This is a genomic window from Anaerotignum lactatifermentans, from assembly GCF_016902535.1.
In the GTDB taxonomy this organism is placed as follows: Bacteria; Bacillota; Clostridia; order Lachnospirales; family Anaerotignaceae; genus Anaerotignum; species Anaerotignum lactatifermentans_A.
Genome location: NZ_JACSNY010000001.1, coordinates 267,325 through 284,594, shown reverse-complemented (window position 1 = coordinate 284,594; position 17,270 = coordinate 267,325). Strand labels below are relative to the sequence as shown.

Here is a 17,270-nt window from a genome sequence, read left to right as displayed (position 1 = left end):
TGTGCTATAATCAACAGATATGGGTAAAAAGGAGGAAGTACCGTGAAATTGCGAGAACTGCTGGAGCAGATTCCTTATCAAATCATACAGGGCAGTGCGGAGACGGAAGTCAGCACCATTGCCTACGATTCCAGAAAAGTGGAGCGGGGCGGCCTGTTTGTGGCCATTTCCGGCTTTCAGACCGACGGCCATAAATTCATCCCCATGGCGGTGGAAAAGGGCGCGGCGGCCATTTTGGCGGAACATGCCGTAGAGGGCGTTCCGGAAAATATCCCTGTACTGGTAACAGAAAATAACCGGGCGGCGCTGGCGGCCGCGGCGGCGAAATATTACGAAGACCCTACGGCGTCCATGCAGGTCATGGGTGTGACGGGGACCAACGGAAAAACCACTACCACATATCTGGTACGGTCTGTATTGGAGCGCATAGGACGGAAGACTGGTCTTGTGGGCACCATTGAGAACCGCATCGGGGATACGGTGATCCCTACGGAGCGGACGACACCGGAGTCTCTGGAATTACAGGCTTTGTTCCGGCGGATGACCGAAGAAAGGGTAGAGGATGTGGTGATGGAGGTTTCCTCTCATTCTCTGGATTTGCACCGGGTAGACGGCATCCATTTTGATGTGGCGGTATTTACTAACCTGACACAGGACCATCTGGATTATCATAAAACCATGGAAAACTATAAAAAGGCCAAAGGGCTGCTTTTTGCCCGGGCGGATAAATCCGTCATCAATCTGGACGACGAGGCGGGGGCATACATGGCGGACTGCGCAAAAGGCAGCGTCATGACCTATGCCATCGACCATCCGGCGGACCTGCGGGCGGAGGATATTTCCATTACGGCGGAAGGCACCGCTTTTACGCTGGTCTATGAGGGCGGGCGCTATGGGGTGCGTCTGCATACGCCGGGGCGCTTCAGTGTATATAACGCCTTGGGCGCCATCGGCGCCTGCCTGTATCTGGGCGCGCCCATGGAGGAGATTCTGGCGGGACTGGCGGAAAATCCCGGTGTTTCCGGTCGATTCCAGACCATCCGCAGCAAAAAAGGCGTTCAGGCTATTGTGGACTATGCCCACACACCGGATGGACTGGAAAATGTGCTGAATACGGCGGCGGAATTTGTCAAAGGGCGGATTATTACCGTATTTGGCTGCGGCGGCGACCGGGATAAGACAAAGCGGCCCATTATGGGGCGGATCGCCGGGGAACGCTCCGGCTACTGCATCATCACTTCCGACAACCCCAGAACGGAAGACCCGGAACAGATCCTGCGGGATGTGGAAGCGGGCACCAAAGAAACAGGATGCCCGTATGAGAAACAGGTGGATCGAAGAGCGGCCATCTGCCGGGCCGTAGATCTGGCGAAGCCGGGCGATGTGATTGTGATTGCCGGAAAGGGGCATGAGACTTATCAGATCTTCCCGGACAGAACCATTCATTTTGACGATACGGAAGAAATTAGAAAAGCGTTTGGAGAGGACTGCTTATGAAAAAACTGACCATCGGGGATATCGCACAGGCAACCGGAGCGAAAATCCTCACAAAAGAAACGGATAATGTAAAAGAACGCTGTGTCACAAAGGTAATCACCGATTCCCGTCAGGCGGCGGAAGGCGCGCTGTTTGTGCCCTTGAAGGGGGAAAAGACTGACGGCCATCTGTTTATTGACCAGTGTTTTGAAAAAGGCGCGCTGGCCTGCTTTTCCGAGGAGGAACGTCTGCCTGCGGACAAGGGCGTGATTCTGCTGGTGGAAAACTGTGGGCAGGCACTGCTGGACGCGGCTTCTTTTTACCGCGGCAAGTTTGAGATCCCTTTTGTGGGCATCACCGGTAGTGTAGGCAAAACCACCACAAAGGATATGGTGGCTTCTGTCCTTTCTCAGAAATACAATACCCTGTGGACACAGGGCAATTATAATAACGATATTGGTGTGCCGCTGACCCTTTTTGGTCTGGAGGAGAGCCATGAGGCGGCTGTCATCGAAATGGGCATGAACCATTTCGGGGAGATTCGCAGGCTGGCCGCTGCGGCAAGACCGGATATCGGGCTGATCTCCAACGTAGGGGTAGCCCATATCGAATATCTGGGCAGCAGGGAAGGCATTTTGCAGGCGAAGTGCGAAATGTTTGAACATATGGATGAAAAGGGCGTAGCCATCCTCAATGGAGACAACGATATGCTGGTTACCATGGAAGGCAAGCTGCCCCAGAGAATCGTATGGTTCGGCGTGGAAAACAAACGGGATTTCTATGCCGACGGCATCGAGATGGTAGAACTGGAAAAAACAAAATGCACCATCCATACACCCAAGGGCAGTGTGGAGGTCAATATCCCTCTGCCGGGGAACCATATGGTGCTGAACGCTCTTTCCGCGGCGGCGGTAGGCATGGAATTGGGCCTGACGCTAGCGGAAATCAAGGCGGGTATTGAGAATTTCGTACCCACCAAAAACCGCATGGCGGTCATGGAAACAGAGGGCGGATTTACTCTGCTCAACGACGTATATAATGCGAATCCGGTATCGACCAAGGCGTCTTTGGATATTCTGGCCAACGCCAAGGGCAGAAAGGTTGCCTTCCTGGGCTTCATGGGCGAGCTGGGAGAATACGCGCCCCAGATGCATAAGGAAGTGGGCGCCTATGCGGCGGAAAAGAAGATCGACCTGCTGTTCTGTGTGGGAAATTTCTCCACGGATATGGCGGCAGGCGCCAGAGAAGGCGGCATGGAACAGGTATACTGCTATGATACACAGGAAGAATTCTGGGAGAAGGGCATGGACCTGCTCCGGAAAGGGGATACCATATTGCTGAAGGCATCCCGCAGTATGGGATTTGAAAAAACAGTGGAAAAATTGCAAGGAGTGAAATAAAGTGGGTTCTTTGGAACAGGCGGTTTACGCCATTATCATATCATTTGTGCTGGGAGTGATCCTGTGCCCCATTTTGATCCCTCTGCTGCACCGGCTGAAGTTCGGGCAGAACGTCAGGGATGACGGGCCGCAGACACATTTGCAGAAGCAGGGCACGCCGACCATGGGCGGCATTGCCTTTTTGATCGCTTTTGTGGTGGCGTCGCTGTTTTTCCTGAAGGGAAACGCCGATGGCATCGCAGTGGTACTGATGACATTGTGCTATGGTATTATCGGCTTTTTGGATGACTATATCAAAGTGGTGAAAAAACGCTCTCTGGGCTTGCGGGCATGGCAGAAGCTGGCGCTGCAGCTGATTGTGACGGCGGTATTCTGCTGGCACCTGCTCAAAAATGGCACAGGCACAGCCGTTTATATCCCCTTCGCGGGAGGCTATGAACTGGATCTGGGTCTGTTGTTCATTCCCTTCCTCTTTGTGGCGGTACTGGGGACGGTCAATGGCGTAAACCTGACCGACGGTCTGGATGGTCTGGCCGGCGGTGTGACGCTGATCGTAGCGGCTTTCTTTATGATCGTTTCCTGGGCGGCAGGCAGTGCCATTTCGCCTGTGTGCGGCGCTATTGCCGGCGCGCTGCTGGCCTTTTTGATCTTTAACTCCTATCCCGCCAAGGTGTTTATGGGGGATACAGGTTCTCTGGCTTTGGGCGGCTTTGTGGCGTCCGCCGCTTTTGTACTGAAAATGCCCATTTTTATTGTCATTGTCGGCTTTATTTATCTGTGGGAATCCATTACGGTTATGCTGCAGGTAGGTTGGTTCAAGATCACCAAGCGCAAATACGGCGAGGGCAGACGACTGTTTAAAATGGCGCCCTTCCACCATCATCTGGAGCAGTGCGGCTGGAAGGAAACGAAAGTAGTGACACTGTTTTACGTCATTACGGCTATGCTGTGTCTCATCGGCTTTTTGGGCTGTAAATATATGTTTTAACGAAAAGAGGGAAATGACATGAATGTTGCGGGAAAACACGCGCTGGTCTGCGGCATGGCAAAAAGCGGTATTGCCGCTGCCGCTCTGCTGCATCATATGGGGGCGCAGGTCACCTTGCAGGATATGAAAAAAAGAGAGGATGTGCCGGCGGAAGCGCTGGCATTGGAAGAAAAGGGCATTACGCTCTATACGGGACAGAACCCGGATGATATTGCCTGTGCGCAGGATCTGATCGTTTTGAGCCCGGGTATTCCCTGTGACCTGCCTTTTATCGCCGCGGCAGAGGCCGCCGGGGTGGAGGTCATCAGTGAGGTGGAACTGGCATACCGCCAGACACCCTGCCCCATTACTGCCATTACCGGCACCAACGGCAAGACAACTACAACAACACTGACAGGGGAGATCATGAAGATGGTACGCCCCGGCACCGCTGTGGTGGGCAATATTGGTGTGCCTTATTCCGCGGAGGTGGAACGGCTGACGGAAAAAGACTGGGTAGTTGCGGAAATCAGCAGCTTCCAGATGGAAAAAGCCAGAGAATTCCATCCCCACATCAGCGCGGTGCTGAATATCACACCGGATCATCTGAACCGTCATAAGACCATGGAGGTCTATATTGCCATGAAGGAGCGAGTTTTTGCCCGTCAGACGACGGAGGATTTCTGCATCCTGAACCATGGGGATGAGGTCTGCCGCAAAATGGCGGAAAAAACAGCGGCAAAGGTGTTTTTCTTCAGCAGTCAGGAGACTCTGGAAGAGGGCATTTTCCTGCAGGGAAAGGATATTTTCGTAAAATGGCAGGGCATCGACGAAAAGCTGCTGTCTGTAGGTGAATTGCAGATTCTGGGTGTGCATAACTATGAAAATGTCATGGCGGCAGCGGCCATGGGCATCTGCGCCGGCGTTTCTCTGGAAGAAATCCGTACCGTACTGCGGAACTTCAAAGGCGTTGCCCACCGTATTGAATATGTGGCCACAGTAGATGGTGTGGACTACTACAATGATTCCAAGGGCACCAATACGGACGCGTCTATCCGGGCGGTGCTGGCTATGGAAAAGCCCATTGTTCTCATTGGCGGCGGCTACGACAAGGGTGTGTCCTTTGATGACTGGACGAAGCTGTTCCCCGGCAGAGTGAAGCATCTGGTGCTGATCGGCGTAACAGCGCCCCAGATTCGGGCTTCGGCGGAAAAATTTGGCTTTACGGAGATCACGGACTGCGAGACCTTTGCGGAGGCTGTAGACCTTTGCCGCAGCAAGGCCCAGCCGGGAGACTGCGTCCTGCTTTCTCCGGCCTGCGCAAGCTGGGGAATGTTTGATAATTACGAACAGAGAGGAGACCTGTTCAAGGAACAGGTGAAGTCCTATTTGAAATAAAAATCGGAACGAGGTGTGGGCATGAAACGAACAAAACAGGGAAACGCCGCAAGGCGCAGCGGAAGAAAACCGAAAAAAACAGAGCCCTTTGATTTTGCCGTGCTTTTTATTGTGCTGACATTGGTTCTTTTCGGCGTGGTCATGATTTTCAGTTCCAGCTATTATTACACCATGACAAACGCCAATTTTAACAACGATATGTTTTATTTCCTGAAACGGCAGGCGGCATGGGTAGTGATCGGATCTGCCGGGATGTTTATGGCTATGCGGATTCCCTATCAGTTCTGGAAAAGGCTTGCTTTTCCGGCATATCTGCTGTCCAATTTCTTTCTTCTGCTGCTGCCCTTTTTCGGGACAGAGGCCTATGGTCAGAAGCGGTGGCTGGGGATCGGGCCTTTGAGCTTCCAGCCCTCAGAATTTACGAAGATCGCTGTAATTCTGTATCTGTCGTACTATGTTCTGGAGCATAGGAGTGAGCTGGCGAATCTGAAGGGATTTCTGAAAGCTTTGGGCATACTGCTGATTCCGGTGGGCTTGATCGCCGTTTCCAACTTCTCCACGGCCCTTCTGCTGGGGTTGGTAGGCATGGTGATTTTGTTTATTGCCAGTCCAAGAATATGGTACTTTGTGGTAGGGGCGGCTCTGTTGGTGCCTTTGGGCGCGCTGGCGGTATTGATTCCTCAGTTCCGCTATCGTTTGGATCGTATTCTGATCTGGCTGGACCCCTGGTCTGATACACTGGGGGATGGATACCAGATCATACAGTCGCTGTACGCGGTAGCCTCCGGTGGGCTGTTTGGCCTGGGGCTGGGACAAAGCCGGCAAAAAACATTTATCCCGGAACCCTATAACGACTTTATTTTCTCTATTATTTGCGAGGAACTGGGCCTGATCGGCGCCGGACTGGTGGTGGCGCTGCTGGCTGTATTGGTTTGGCGAGGACTTCGGATTGCCATGCGGGCCAGAGATAGTTATGGGATGCTGGTAGCCACTGGCATCACCTCTGTCATCGGATTTCAGTCCCTCATCAATATCGGTGTTGTGACCAATACCATCCCCAATACGGGGCAGCCGCTGCCTTTTATCAGCTACGGCGGCACCTCCCTGATCTTTACCATGGGCATGATGGGGATTTTGATGAATATTTCCAGGTTCCCGAAGGAGCAAAGGAATACAGAATAATTTACAAAAAGCTATTGACAAATTTGGTTGTATTGAATAAAATGCTTACATATAAGCATCAAAAAAGCCAAAGACAAGGAAAAAGAGGAGTATGCGGGAGCCATCCGCCAGAGAGAAAAACCCAGAGGCTGAGAGGTTTTTTCGGGAGTCCGGTCCGCAGAAGGTAGCTTTGGAGTCGCTTTGCTGAACGAAAAGTAGGCAGAGCCGTCTGGTCCCGTTATCGACCGAGAGTGTCCGCCGTTTTTTGCGGCGGGAAATAAGGTGGTACCGCGAGCTTTCGTCCTTTTGGGAGGAAAGCTCTTTTTTATGTGACAAAGGAGGAAAAAAAGTGAGAGAGCTGGCAAAGAATTTTGATCCCGCAGCCGTAGAGGACAGACTCTACGCCATGTGGATGGAAAAGAAATATTTCCACACAAAAATCGACAAAACAAAGAAACCTTACAGCATCGTAATGCCGCCCCCGAATATTACCGGTCAGCTGCATATGGGCCACGCCCTGGACAATACCATGCAGGATATCCTGATCCGCTGGAAAAGAATGGCGGGCTACAACGCATTGTGGGTACCCGGCATTGACCATGCAAGTATTTCCACAGAGCTGAAGGTTGTACAGAAAATGGCTTCCGAGGGCCTGACCAAAGCGGATGTAGGCCGTGAGGGCTTCCTGGAACGTGCCTGGGCGTGGAAGGAAGAATACGGCGGCATCATCCTGAATCAGCTGCGGAAACTGGGCTGCTCCTGTGACTGGGACAGAGTACGTTTTACCATGGACGAAGGATGCTCCGAGGCAGTTCTGGAAGTATTCTGCCGTCTCTATGAAAAAGGCTATATCTACCGTGGGGAAAAGATTATCAACTGGTGTCCTGAGTGCCAGACCACCATTTCCGACGCGGAAGTAAACCATATTGACCAGGAAGGCGCCTTCTACCATATCGAATATCCCATTGTTGGTTCCGATGAAAGACTGCGTCTGGCAACGACCAGACCGGAGACGATGCTGGGCGATACAGCCGTAGCAGTTCATCCCGAGGATGAAAGATATCAGCACCTTATTGGCAAGACCTGTATCCTGCCTCTGCTGAACAAGGAGCTGCCTATTGTTGCCGATGAATATGTTGACCGGGAATTTGGTACCGGCGTTGTAAAGATTACACCGGCCCATGACCCTAACGACTTTGAGGTAGGCGTTCGTCATAACCTGCCCCGCATCAATGTTATGAACGATGACGGCACTATGAATGAAAATGCCGGCGAATACGAAGGCATGGACAGAATGGAAGCAAGAAAAGCCATTGTAGAACGTCTGAAAGAGGAAGGCTATCTGGTTGAGATCGAAAAGATCACCCATGCCGTAGGCTGCCATGAAAGATGCAACACAGCTATTGAGCCTTTGATTAAGCTCCAGTGGTTCGTAAAAATGGATGAACTGGCAAAACCCGCTATGGAAGTATATGAACAGGATAAGCTGCATTTTATCCCCGATCGTTTCGGTAAGATCTATATGCATTGGCTGGAAAATATCCGTGACTGGTGTATTTCCCGTCAGCTGTGGTGGGGTCACCGGATTCCCGCGTACTACTGCCAGGACTGCGGCCATATTACCGTAAACAAGAATACACCGGAAAAATGTGAAAAATGCGGCAGTACCAACCTGAAGCAGGATGAGGATACTCTGGATACATGGTTCAGCTCCGCTCTGTGGCCTTTCTCCACACTGGGCTGGCCTCATGATACGGAAGATCTGAAACAGTTCTATCCTACCAGCACACTGGTAACGGGCTATGATATCATTTTCTTCTGGGTAATCCGTATGGTATTCTCCGGTATGGAAAATATGCATGAGATTCCCTTCCATGATGTATTGATCCATGGTCTGATCCGTGACGATCAGGGCAGAAAGTTCTCCAAATCCCTGGGCAACGGCATTGATCCTCTGGAAGTTATCGCCAACTACGGCGCGGACCCTCTGCGTCTGATGCTCATTACCGGCAACGCGCCTGGCAACGACATGCGTTTCTACTGGGAAAGACTGGAAAACTGCCGGAATTTCTGCAATAAGATCTGGAACGCCAGCCGTTTCGTAATGATGAACATGGAAGACAAGCAGGAGACCAAGCTGCTGATGCTGACTTCCGCCGATAAATGGATTCTGTCCAAGGTAAATACACTGGCGAAGGATGTAGAAGAAAATCTGGAACACTATGAACTGGGTCTGGCGGCACAGAAGATCTATGATTTCCTGTGGGATGAATTCTGTGACTGGTATATCGAGATGGTAAAACCCCGTCTCTACAACAAAGAGGACCAGACAAGAGAAGCGGCCCTGTGGACATTGAAGACCGTTCTCATCAATGCGCTGAAGATGCTCCATCCTTTCATGCCTTTTATTACAGAAGAACTGTTCCTGCATATCCAGGACGAGGAAGAAAGCATCATGATCTCCCAGTGGCCTGTATATAAGGAAGAATGGAACTATCAGGAAAACGAGGAAGAAATCGACGCCATCAAAGAGGCTGTCCGCGCAATCCGTAATATCCGTGCGGAAATGAACGTAGCACCCTCCAAAAAGGCGCAGGTATTCGTTGTATCCGATAAAGAAGAAGTACGCTTCCTGTTTGAACACAGCAAGGTATTCTTCAAGACACTGGCTCACGCCAGCGAAGTAACGGTACAGGCGGATAAAGCCGGCATCGGTGAGGACGCCGTTTCCGTTGTGGTTTCCAACGCAACGATCTATATGCCCTTTGCGGAACTGGTAGACGTGGAAAAAGAACGGGAACGTCTGAACAAAGAAAAAGAAAAAATGCTCAAAGAGATCGAGCGTGTGGAAAAGAAGCTGGCAAATCAGGGCTTCGTAGCCAAAGCGCCGCAGAAGGTCATCGACGAGGAAAAGGCAAAAGAAGAAAAATATCGCGCGATTCTGGCACAGGTAGAAGAACGTCTGGCACAGCTGAAATAAAAAAACAGCGTATCGCATGATATGGATAGCAAAACAGCCGTTATGGGATTTCCCCATAACGGCTGTTTTTGGTTTTTTCAGAGGGAATAAAAAGAAAAGGCGGCACAGGGAGAATATGGATTTCCACAAAAAAAGCTGACGATTCCGGGCGGTTTGGCCCATGAAACATCAGCGATTCTTTTTGCCCAATGGTCAAAGAGATGACAGAAAGCCGTCTTTGACGAAAGAGTGCCTGTTTTTATCTTTTTTCTACATAGGATTTCAGGATCTCCACAACGTCATCCAACGCGATCTTAGAGGTGTTGATGGCAAGGTCGTAGTTTTCCAGCTTGCCCCATTTCTGACCGGTGAAGTAGTTGTAGTAGCCTGCACGCTTTTTATCTGTTTTCAGAACGGCGGATTCTATGTTTTTGGCATCCAGATGGTATAATTCCGTTGCGCGTTTTACCCGATCCTCCAGTTCCGCGTGGATGAATAATTTGATGCAGTTAGGGTTTTCTGCCAGAACATAGTCCGCGGAGCGGCCTACGATGACACAGCTGCCCTGTTCCGCTACTTCTTTGATAACCTGAGACTGGATCAGAAAGATCTTCTCATTCAAAGGCAGACCATAGGAATCGACTGTTGGAGTCAATGTAGTCAGGGAAAGCAGCAGATTTCCGGTAGATACGTTTTCCGCTTCTTTGAAGCAGTCCTTGGACAGGCCGGTCTTTTCTGCCGCCAGATTGATGAGCTCGTTGTCATAAAATGGAATACCCAGCTCGTCTGCCAGTTTTTTGCCGATGATTCTGCCGCCGCTGCCGTACTGACGGCTGATGGTGATGATTTTATGGTTCATGGTAAACTCCCCCTCTAACTGGAAAAAATACTTCTCTATGATGAATTGATCCGGTTCTAAACAATATAAAAACATTATACAACAAAGAAATTCAACTGACAACTCTATTTCTTGCGAATCCTTTGGAATTGCCCATTGACAAACGGGAAAAAAAGCGCATAATATATTTAGCAAGCTAAACAAAAATGGGAGGCATATTATGGAAAAAAGTTTTCATCATTTGCTGCTGCTGGCTCAGACGGCCTTTCAAAAGCAGGTGGTACTGGAGGCGGCGGCCCAGGGGCTTTTGCCGGGGCAATCAAAGATGCTGGATTTTCTGGCGGAGCATGACGGCTGTGAGCAGAAGGTTCTGGGGCAGAAATTCCATCTGGAACCGGCGACGGTAACGGGAATCCTGAAACGAATGGAGGAATCGGGTCTGATTTGCAGGCAGCTGATGGAAGGCAATAAGAAATCACGATATGTCTATCTGACGGAAAAAGGAAAACGGCTGGCCCTTGAGACGGTACGGCCCATTTTTTCGGCCTGTGAGGCCAAAGCCCTGGAAGGGCTGAGCGGGGAGGAGCAGGAATTCCTCCGTGAGATGCTGGAAAAGATCTATGAGAATATGATGAAGGGATGAAGTAAACATGGCGGTAAAAGCAAGGCGGTATTTTGTATTTTTGATTGGGCTGTTTATCAATGCCCTGGGCATTAGTTTTATTACAAAGGCGAATCTGGGAACATCACCTATTTCCAGTATCCCTTATACGTTAAGTTTGTATTTTCCTTTGACATTGGGGCAGTTTACCATTGCCTTCAGTGTGCTGCTGATTGTATTGCAGATAGCGATTCTGCGCAGCAGATTTGAAAAGATACAGCTTCTGCAGATTCCTGTTTCAGTGCTGTTTGGCTATTTTATCGACTTTACCATGGAACTGCTGTTTTTCGTGGCGCCGCAGAATTATCCCGCTAAGATCGTATCTTTATTTATTGGCTGTCTGATTCTGGGCTTCGGTGTTTATACGGAAGTGCTGGCCAATGTAGTGATGCTGCCGGGGGAAGGCTTCGTTAAAGCCTTTTGTACCGCTTTTCATAAGGAATTCGGCAAGATCAAGGTATGTTTTGATGCGACACTGTCCATTTCCGCAGCGGTGATTTCTCTGATCCTGTTCCACCATCTGGAAGGGGTACGGGAAGGCACTATTATTTCCGCATTGCTCATCGGCACCATTGCCAGCTTTTACGGCAGAAAACTGTATTTTCTGGATGGAATGCTCTTTGGCGCCAAAGAAGCGGCAGAAGAGGAACCGGCGGAAGATTCTTCCGGTCTGGTGATTACCATTGCCAGAGAATACGGCAGCGGCGGACATGAGATCGGCAAGGCACTGGCCCAGAAGCTGGGAATGGCCTTTTATGACCGGAACTTGATTGATCTGACGGCCAAAGAAAGCGGTTTGTCCAGAGAATTTATCGAGAAAAACGAGCAGTCTGTGAAAAATCCCATTTTGCAGCAGGTAATTTCCCAGTTTTACGCCTATTCCGGCGACGATATGCCGCCTATGGATCGGCTGTTTCTGGCGGAATGGAAGGTCATTTCCGAAGTGGCGGCCAAAGGCAACTGCGTTATCGTGGGCAGATGCGCTGATGTGATCCTGCGGCAAAGACCTCATACCGTACGATTTTTCATCCATGCGCCGGAGGATTTCCGGGAGGCTCACGCGGCGGCGTCCTACGGACTGACAAAGGAGCAGGCGGCGCTGAAGATCCGGGAAGTCAATGAGGAACGGGCAAAGCACTATAAAAAATATACCGGCGGTACCTGGGAAAGCGCCGAAAACTATCATCTGTCCATCGACAGCGCTCTCTGTGGCATCGATGGCACAGTGGATGTGCTTTACCGCTTTATCAAGGATATGGAAAAATAAGAGTTTTTTTGCCGTTGCGCTTTACTTTTTGGCCAAAGATGGTATGATAGTAAAAGAAAATTTTTATCTGTAAGGAGATTTGTAAGATATGGGAGAATCAATTACCGGCTTGAAAAGAAGCCATATGTGTACGCAAGTCAATGAAACCCTGATCGGCCAGGAAGTGACCGTGATGGGCTGGGTACAGCGCCGCCGTGACCTGGGGCAGCTGATCTTTATTGCTCTGCGCGACAGATCCGGTCTGGTACAGATCGCCATCGATGGCAATACGGCACCCAAGGAGATTTTTGAAAAAGCGGAAACGGTCCGCAGTGAGTATACACTGGCGGTACGCGGCACTGTTACAGCCAGAACAGAAGGCAATATCAACCCCAATATGAAAACAGGGAAGATCGAGATTATCGCTTCTGAGCTGCGTATCCTGTCCGAATCCGAAACCACACCGTTCCAGATCGAGGACAACATTACTGTAAAAGACGACCTGCGTCTGAAATACAGATACCTGGATCTGAGAAGACCTTGCCAGCTGAAGAACATTGTGCTGCGCCATCATGTAGTGCAGGCGCTGCGTTCCTTCCTGAACAGCGAAGGCTTCCTGGAAATCGAGACTCCCATTCTGGGCAAGTCCACACCGGAAGGCGCCAGAGACTATCTGGTTCCCAGCCGTGTGCATCCCGGCAATTTCTACGGCCTGCCTCAGTCCCCTCAGCTGTATAAGCAGCTGCTGATGGTATCCGGTATGGACCGTTATTACCAGATTGCGAAATGCTTCCGTGATGAGGACCTGCGTGCCGACAGACAGCCGGAATTCACACAGGTGGATATGGAGCTGTCCTTTGTGGATGTGGACGATATTCTGGATATCAATGAAAGACTGATGCAGAAGGTATTCAAGGACATCATGAATGTGGATGTACAGATCCCTCTGCAGCGTATGACATATAAAGAAGCTATGGAACGTTTCGGTTCCGATAAGCCGGATGTACGTTTCGGCATGGAACTGGTGAACATTTCCGAAGTGGTGGCCGGTACAGAGTTTGTGGTATTCAAATCCGCGCTGGAGGCAGGCGGCAGTGTTCGTGCCATCAATGCCAAGGGCTGCGGTTCCTTCCCCAGAAAGAAGATCGACTCTCTGGTGGAATTTGTGAAAACTTATCGTGCCAAAGGTCTGGCATGGATCGTGGTCAACGAGGATGGCAGCCTGAAATCTCAGATCGCCAAGTTCTTTACACCGGAGAAGCTGCAGGAGATCGTGGATAAAATGGAAGGCAAGCCCGGTGACCTGATCCTTATTTGTGCTGACAAGGACAAAGTGGTATTCGACGCTCTGGGCGCTCTGCGTCTGGAACTGTCTAAGATTCTGGGTCTGACCAGTCCCGATGACTTCCGGTTCCTGTGGGTAACAGAATTCCCTATGCTGGAATGGGATGAGGAAGAAAACAGATATGTGGCGGTACACCATCCTTTCACAGCGCCCATGGATGAGGATATTGCACTGTTGGATACAGATCCCGGTGCAGTGCGTGCCAAGGCTTATGATATGGTGCTCAACGGCTATGAGCTGGGCGGCGGTTCCATCAGAATCCACCGCAGAGATATCCAGCAGAAAATGTTTGAACTGCTGGGCTTTACCCAGGAGGACGCGCAGGAACGCTTTGGTTTCCTGCTGGATGCCTTCAAATACGGCGTACCCCCTCATGGCGGTCTGGCCTTTGGTCTGGACAGAATCATTATGCTCATGAGCAACGCGCCCAGCATCCGTGACGTCATCGCCTTCCCGAAGGTAAAAGACGCATCCTGCCCTATGACCGATGCACCCAATGTGGTAGATCAGAAGCAGCTGGATGAGCTGGCAATCTCTATTAACGAAGAGATTATCAAAGCGGCGGAAGAAACAGAAGCCTAATATTTGAATAAACAGCGCAGGCGTGAGAGCGAGACTTTCACGCCTGTTTTGCGGATTCTTGCTTTTTTCACGGAAAAAGACTTGCATATAAAGGAAAGCTGTGGTATCCTTCTGCGTGACTGAAACACGGCTTTCATAAGGAATGGGAAAGGACGGAAGACGGAAATGAAGGCAAAAAAGATTTATGGGGCGGCGTTATTTATCTTTATCGTAGCCATTATTGTTTTGGAATCCATGGGGAATATGGGAGACGAGATGTGGATGTTCTACGGCATCGTCATTGCGCTGTTTTTCGTCATCGGCATCAATGTGAACCGGAAATCCTTGGATGAACTGGCGGGAAAACTGGAAGCACTGGAGAACATTCGGCTGGAAGACCCGGATACCTACCTTGTGGAAATGGAGCAGTATTATCAGAAGGAAAAAAATACGGGAAAGGTCATGGAGGCGCGGCTGATGACCAATATTGGCAGCGGCTATATGGCAAAAGGCGATTATGAAACAGCGAAGGATAAACTGCTGACAGTGCCGGAGAAAGGACTGAAGGGGGAAGTGGCCCAGACCTATTACACCAGACTGGCCATGACGCTGTTCCATCTGGATAAGGACGACGCGGCCCGCAAACTCCTGTCCCTGAAGGAGGACCATCTGACGCTGGCACGGCAGAATCCCAAGCTTTCTGTGGAATATCATATCCTTCAGGTGATGCGTTACGCCACCGACGGCAGAAAAAAGGATGCTCGGGAATATTTGGAAAACCATCCGGAAATTGCGGAAACGCCGGGGCATGATGCTGATGTGAAGCTGATGCGGCGCAAACTGTAAATAACCAGAGGGGAAAAAAGAACTCTCCTGAAAAATGAAAACATCAACGGTGGAATCTCCTGTGACTGGGGGATTCCATTGTTTTTTATAAAGGTACGAAAGCGGTCGTTCTCCAGAAAAATTGCTTTCGTGAAAAAGACAGAGGGGGTTCTCTGGGAGAAAAATATCAACGAGCTTTGTTTTTCAGGGGAAAATGCCCCTGGTCCCCCTTCTTTTTTGCCATATTCAGGAAATATGGAAGAAAGAATTGCAAAAAGAACAGATACAGGGTATGATAAACAAAAGGAGTCTGTGCAAAAATCAGCTCCCATTCAGTCTGAGGACAAAAAGCGGCTTTGGGCCGCGAAAGAGGAGAAGGATATGGAATATGTATTTGGTATTGATGTTGGAGGAACATCTGTAAAGCTGGGCCTGTTTACCACAGCGGGGGATCTGCTGGACAAGTGGGAGATCCCGACCAATACAGCGGAAGGCGGAAAAGCCATTCTTCCGGACATTGCCCAGGCATTGCGGCATAAAATGGAAGAAAGGGGTATCCAGTCTGCGCAGGTAAAGGGCGCCGGCATCGGCGTTCCCGGACCGGTGACGGCCGACGGTATCGTAGATCACTGCGTAAACCTGGGCTGGGGCGTTGTGGATATTACAAAGGAAATGGAACGGCTGACAGGTCTGCCTTCCCGGGCGGGAAATGACGCCAATATCGCGGCTTTGGGCGAAGTATGGCAGGGCTGTGGTAAAGGCTACCAGGATGTTCTGATGGTGACCATCGGCACAGGCATTGGCGGCGGACTGGTCTTAGGCGAAAAGATCGTTACCGGCGCCACCGGCAGTGCGGCGGAGATTGGTCATATCTGCGTGAATCCCATGGAAACGGAATCCTGCAACTGCGGCAATCAGGGTTGTCTGGAGCAGTATACTTCCGCCACAGGTATTCTGCGGATGGCGAAAAAACGTCTGGCCCAGGAGGATACCCCTTCGATGCTGCGGGAAAAAGAGCATTTGACAACAAAAGATGTACTGGATGCGGCAAAGGCCGGAGATCCTCTGGCGGCGGAGGTCGTAGACCGTATGGCGAGGATCATGGGCATGGCTTTGGCGGGCTGCTGTGCTGTGACGGATGTGGCGCTGATTATCATTGGCGGCGGCGTATCCAAGGCGGGCGCTTTTTTGACGGATGCCATCCAGTCTTATTATCGGAAGTATGCCTTCCATACACAGAAAGAAACCGCCTTTAAACTGGCGGAGCTGGGAAATGACGCCGGAATCTACGGCGCGGCAAGATTGATGATCTAAAATTTAAGGAGAGAATAGAAAGAAATGGATATTACCAAACATCTTTTTGGGCAGACAAAGACCGGTGAGGCTGTGTTTGCCTTTGAACTGACGAACCGCAACGATATGAAAGTGACTGTGCTGACCTATGGCGCGGCAGTGCAGAGCATCTGCTACGCAGGCAAGGATGTGGTGCTGGGCTTTGAAAATATGGCGGGATATGAGGCGCAGGATAAATTTATGGGCGCCATTGCCGGCAGATTTGCCAACCGCATCGGAAGCGGTGTGTTCCGTTTGAACGGGACTGCATATACCCTGTACTGCAACGATGGGGAAAACCATCTCCACGGCGGCAAGGAAGGCTTTGACAAGAAAAACTGGACAGCGGATATGGAAGAGGACGCACTTTGCCTGCGGTATACCAGCCCCAATGGGGAAGAAGGCTATCCCGGCACACTTTGCACAGAGGTACGCTATATTCTGGATGACGAAGACCGTCTGACCATCGACTATCGCGCCGTCAGCGACGACGATACCATTGTCAATCTCACCAACCACAGCTATTTCAATCTGAAGGGCCATGACGCCGGCACACTGGAGGGTCATCAGGTCATGATTCCCGCTTCTTTCTATACGGAAAACGACAGCGCCTGCCTGCCTACTGGGGTCATTGCCTCTGTGGAAGGCACACCTATGGATTTCCGGACGCCACATGAGATCCTGGAACGGATCGATGAGGATTTCATCCAGCTGAAAAACGGCCATGGCTATGACCACAACTGGATTCCGGACGGATTCGACGGGGAAACGGTGCGTAAATGCGCCGAGGCCTATTGCCCGGAAACCGGCATCTGCATGGAGGTCTTTTCTGACCAGCCGGGGATACAGTTCTATTCCGGCAACTTCCTGGACGGCGAGGTAAAAGGAAAGGATGGAGCCGCATATCCTTACCGCAGCGGCTTCTGCTTCGAGACACAGGGCTTCCCTAACGCGGCGGCTTTTGGACATTTCCCTTCTCCTGTACTGCGTCAGGGAGATTTGTACCATAGACAGACCATTTTTGCTTTTTCCAAAAAGTAATTTATATTTGACAGGAAAATTGATATCCCGGGGAGCCAAAGAGCGTTTCTTTGGCTCCTG

13 protein-coding genes and 1 other annotated feature are annotated in these 17,270 nt (G+C 50.7%); of the genes, 12 read left to right on the top strand and 1 reads right to left on the bottom strand.

Features of this window, described 5'->3' with window-relative positions; all coding sequences use genetic code 11:
- Positions 1–42 precede the first annotated feature (42 nt).
- From H9X84_RS01360 to H9X84_RS01335, 6 genes are all read left to right on the top strand, one after another.
- The gene (locus H9X84_RS01360) at positions 43–1,497 is read left to right on the top strand and encodes a UDP-N-acetylmuramoyl-L-alanyl-D-glutamate--2,6-diaminopimelate ligase (protein WP_205132521.1); all 1,455 of its coding nucleotides are present in this window, start codon (positions 43–45) and stop codon (positions 1,495–1,497) included.
- Positions 1,494–2,876: a UDP-N-acetylmuramoyl-tripeptide--D-alanyl-D-alanine ligase gene (locus H9X84_RS01355; RefSeq protein WP_205132520.1), complete on the top strand. Its 1,383-nt coding sequence runs from the start codon at positions 1,494–1,496 to the stop codon at positions 2,874–2,876. Before H9X84_RS01360 ends, H9X84_RS01355 begins: the two co-directional genes overlap by 4 nt.
- Before the next feature lies 1 nt (position 2,877).
- Entirely contained in the window at positions 2,878–3,864 is a 987-nt protein-coding gene (gene mraY / locus H9X84_RS01350; protein WP_330612216.1) for a phospho-N-acetylmuramoyl-pentapeptide-transferase, read from the top strand.
- An 18-nt stretch (positions 3,865–3,882) separates the two neighbouring features.
- Positions 3,883–5,241, top strand: a complete 1,359-nt coding sequence (gene murD / locus H9X84_RS01345) for a UDP-N-acetylmuramoyl-L-alanine--D-glutamate ligase (protein ID WP_205132519.1) — start codon at positions 3,883–3,885, stop codon at positions 5,239–5,241.
- A gap of 21 nt (positions 5,242–5,262) precedes the next feature.
- On the top strand, positions 5,263–6,423 hold the full coding sequence (ftsW, locus tag H9X84_RS01340; RefSeq protein WP_205132518.1) for a putative lipid II flippase FtsW: 1,161 nt from the start codon (positions 5,263–5,265) through the stop codon (positions 6,421–6,423).
- 67 nt (positions 6,424–6,490) lie between these two features.
- Positions 6,491–6,711 (top strand) — a binding site (T-box leader).
- Positions 6,712–6,751: 40 nt separating this feature from the next.
- A complete protein-coding gene (locus H9X84_RS01335) occupies positions 6,752–9,382 on the top strand; it encodes a valine--tRNA ligase (RefSeq protein WP_205132517.1) in 2,631 nt (876 codons plus the stop codon).
- A gap of 238 nt (positions 9,383–9,620) precedes the next feature.
- Here the strand turns inward: H9X84_RS01335 and H9X84_RS01330 are convergent, their stop codons facing one another.
- Positions 9,621–10,220, bottom strand: a complete 600-nt coding sequence (locus H9X84_RS01330; protein WP_205132516.1) for an AAA family ATPase — start codon at positions 10,218–10,220, stop codon at positions 9,621–9,623.
- Positions 10,221–10,419: 199 nt separating this feature from the next.
- Here H9X84_RS01330 and H9X84_RS01325 point away from each other — a divergent pair, with 199 nt between their 5' ends.
- The 6 genes from H9X84_RS01325 to H9X84_RS01300 all read left to right on the top strand — a co-directional run bounded on the left by H9X84_RS01325 (position 10,420) and on the right by H9X84_RS01300 (position 17,210).
- On the top strand, positions 10,420–10,842 hold the full coding sequence (locus tag H9X84_RS01325) for a MarR family winged helix-turn-helix transcriptional regulator (protein ID WP_205132515.1): 423 nt from the start codon (positions 10,420–10,422) through the stop codon (positions 10,840–10,842).
- 7 nt (positions 10,843–10,849) lie between these two features.
- Positions 10,850–12,127, top strand: a complete 1,278-nt coding sequence (locus tag H9X84_RS01320; protein WP_205132514.1) for a cytidylate kinase family protein — start codon at positions 10,850–10,852, stop codon at positions 12,125–12,127.
- An 88-nt stretch (positions 12,128–12,215) separates the two neighbouring features.
- On the top strand, positions 12,216–14,033 hold the full coding sequence (gene aspS / locus H9X84_RS01315; protein WP_205132513.1) for an aspartate--tRNA ligase: 1,818 nt from the start codon (positions 12,216–12,218) through the stop codon (positions 14,031–14,033).
- A gap of 165 nt (positions 14,034–14,198) precedes the next feature.
- On the top strand, positions 14,199–14,858 hold the full coding sequence (locus H9X84_RS01310) for a hypothetical protein (RefSeq protein ID WP_205132512.1): 660 nt from the start codon (positions 14,199–14,201) through the stop codon (positions 14,856–14,858).
- 360 nt (positions 14,859–15,218) lie between these two features.
- Entirely contained in the window at positions 15,219–16,151 is a 933-nt protein-coding gene (locus tag H9X84_RS01305; RefSeq protein ID WP_205132511.1) for an ROK family glucokinase, read from the top strand.
- 24 nt (positions 16,152–16,175) lie between these two features.
- Entirely contained in the window at positions 16,176–17,210 is a 1,035-nt protein-coding gene (locus H9X84_RS01300; RefSeq protein WP_205132510.1) for an aldose epimerase family protein, read from the top strand.
- Positions 17,211–17,270 lie beyond the last annotated feature (60 nt).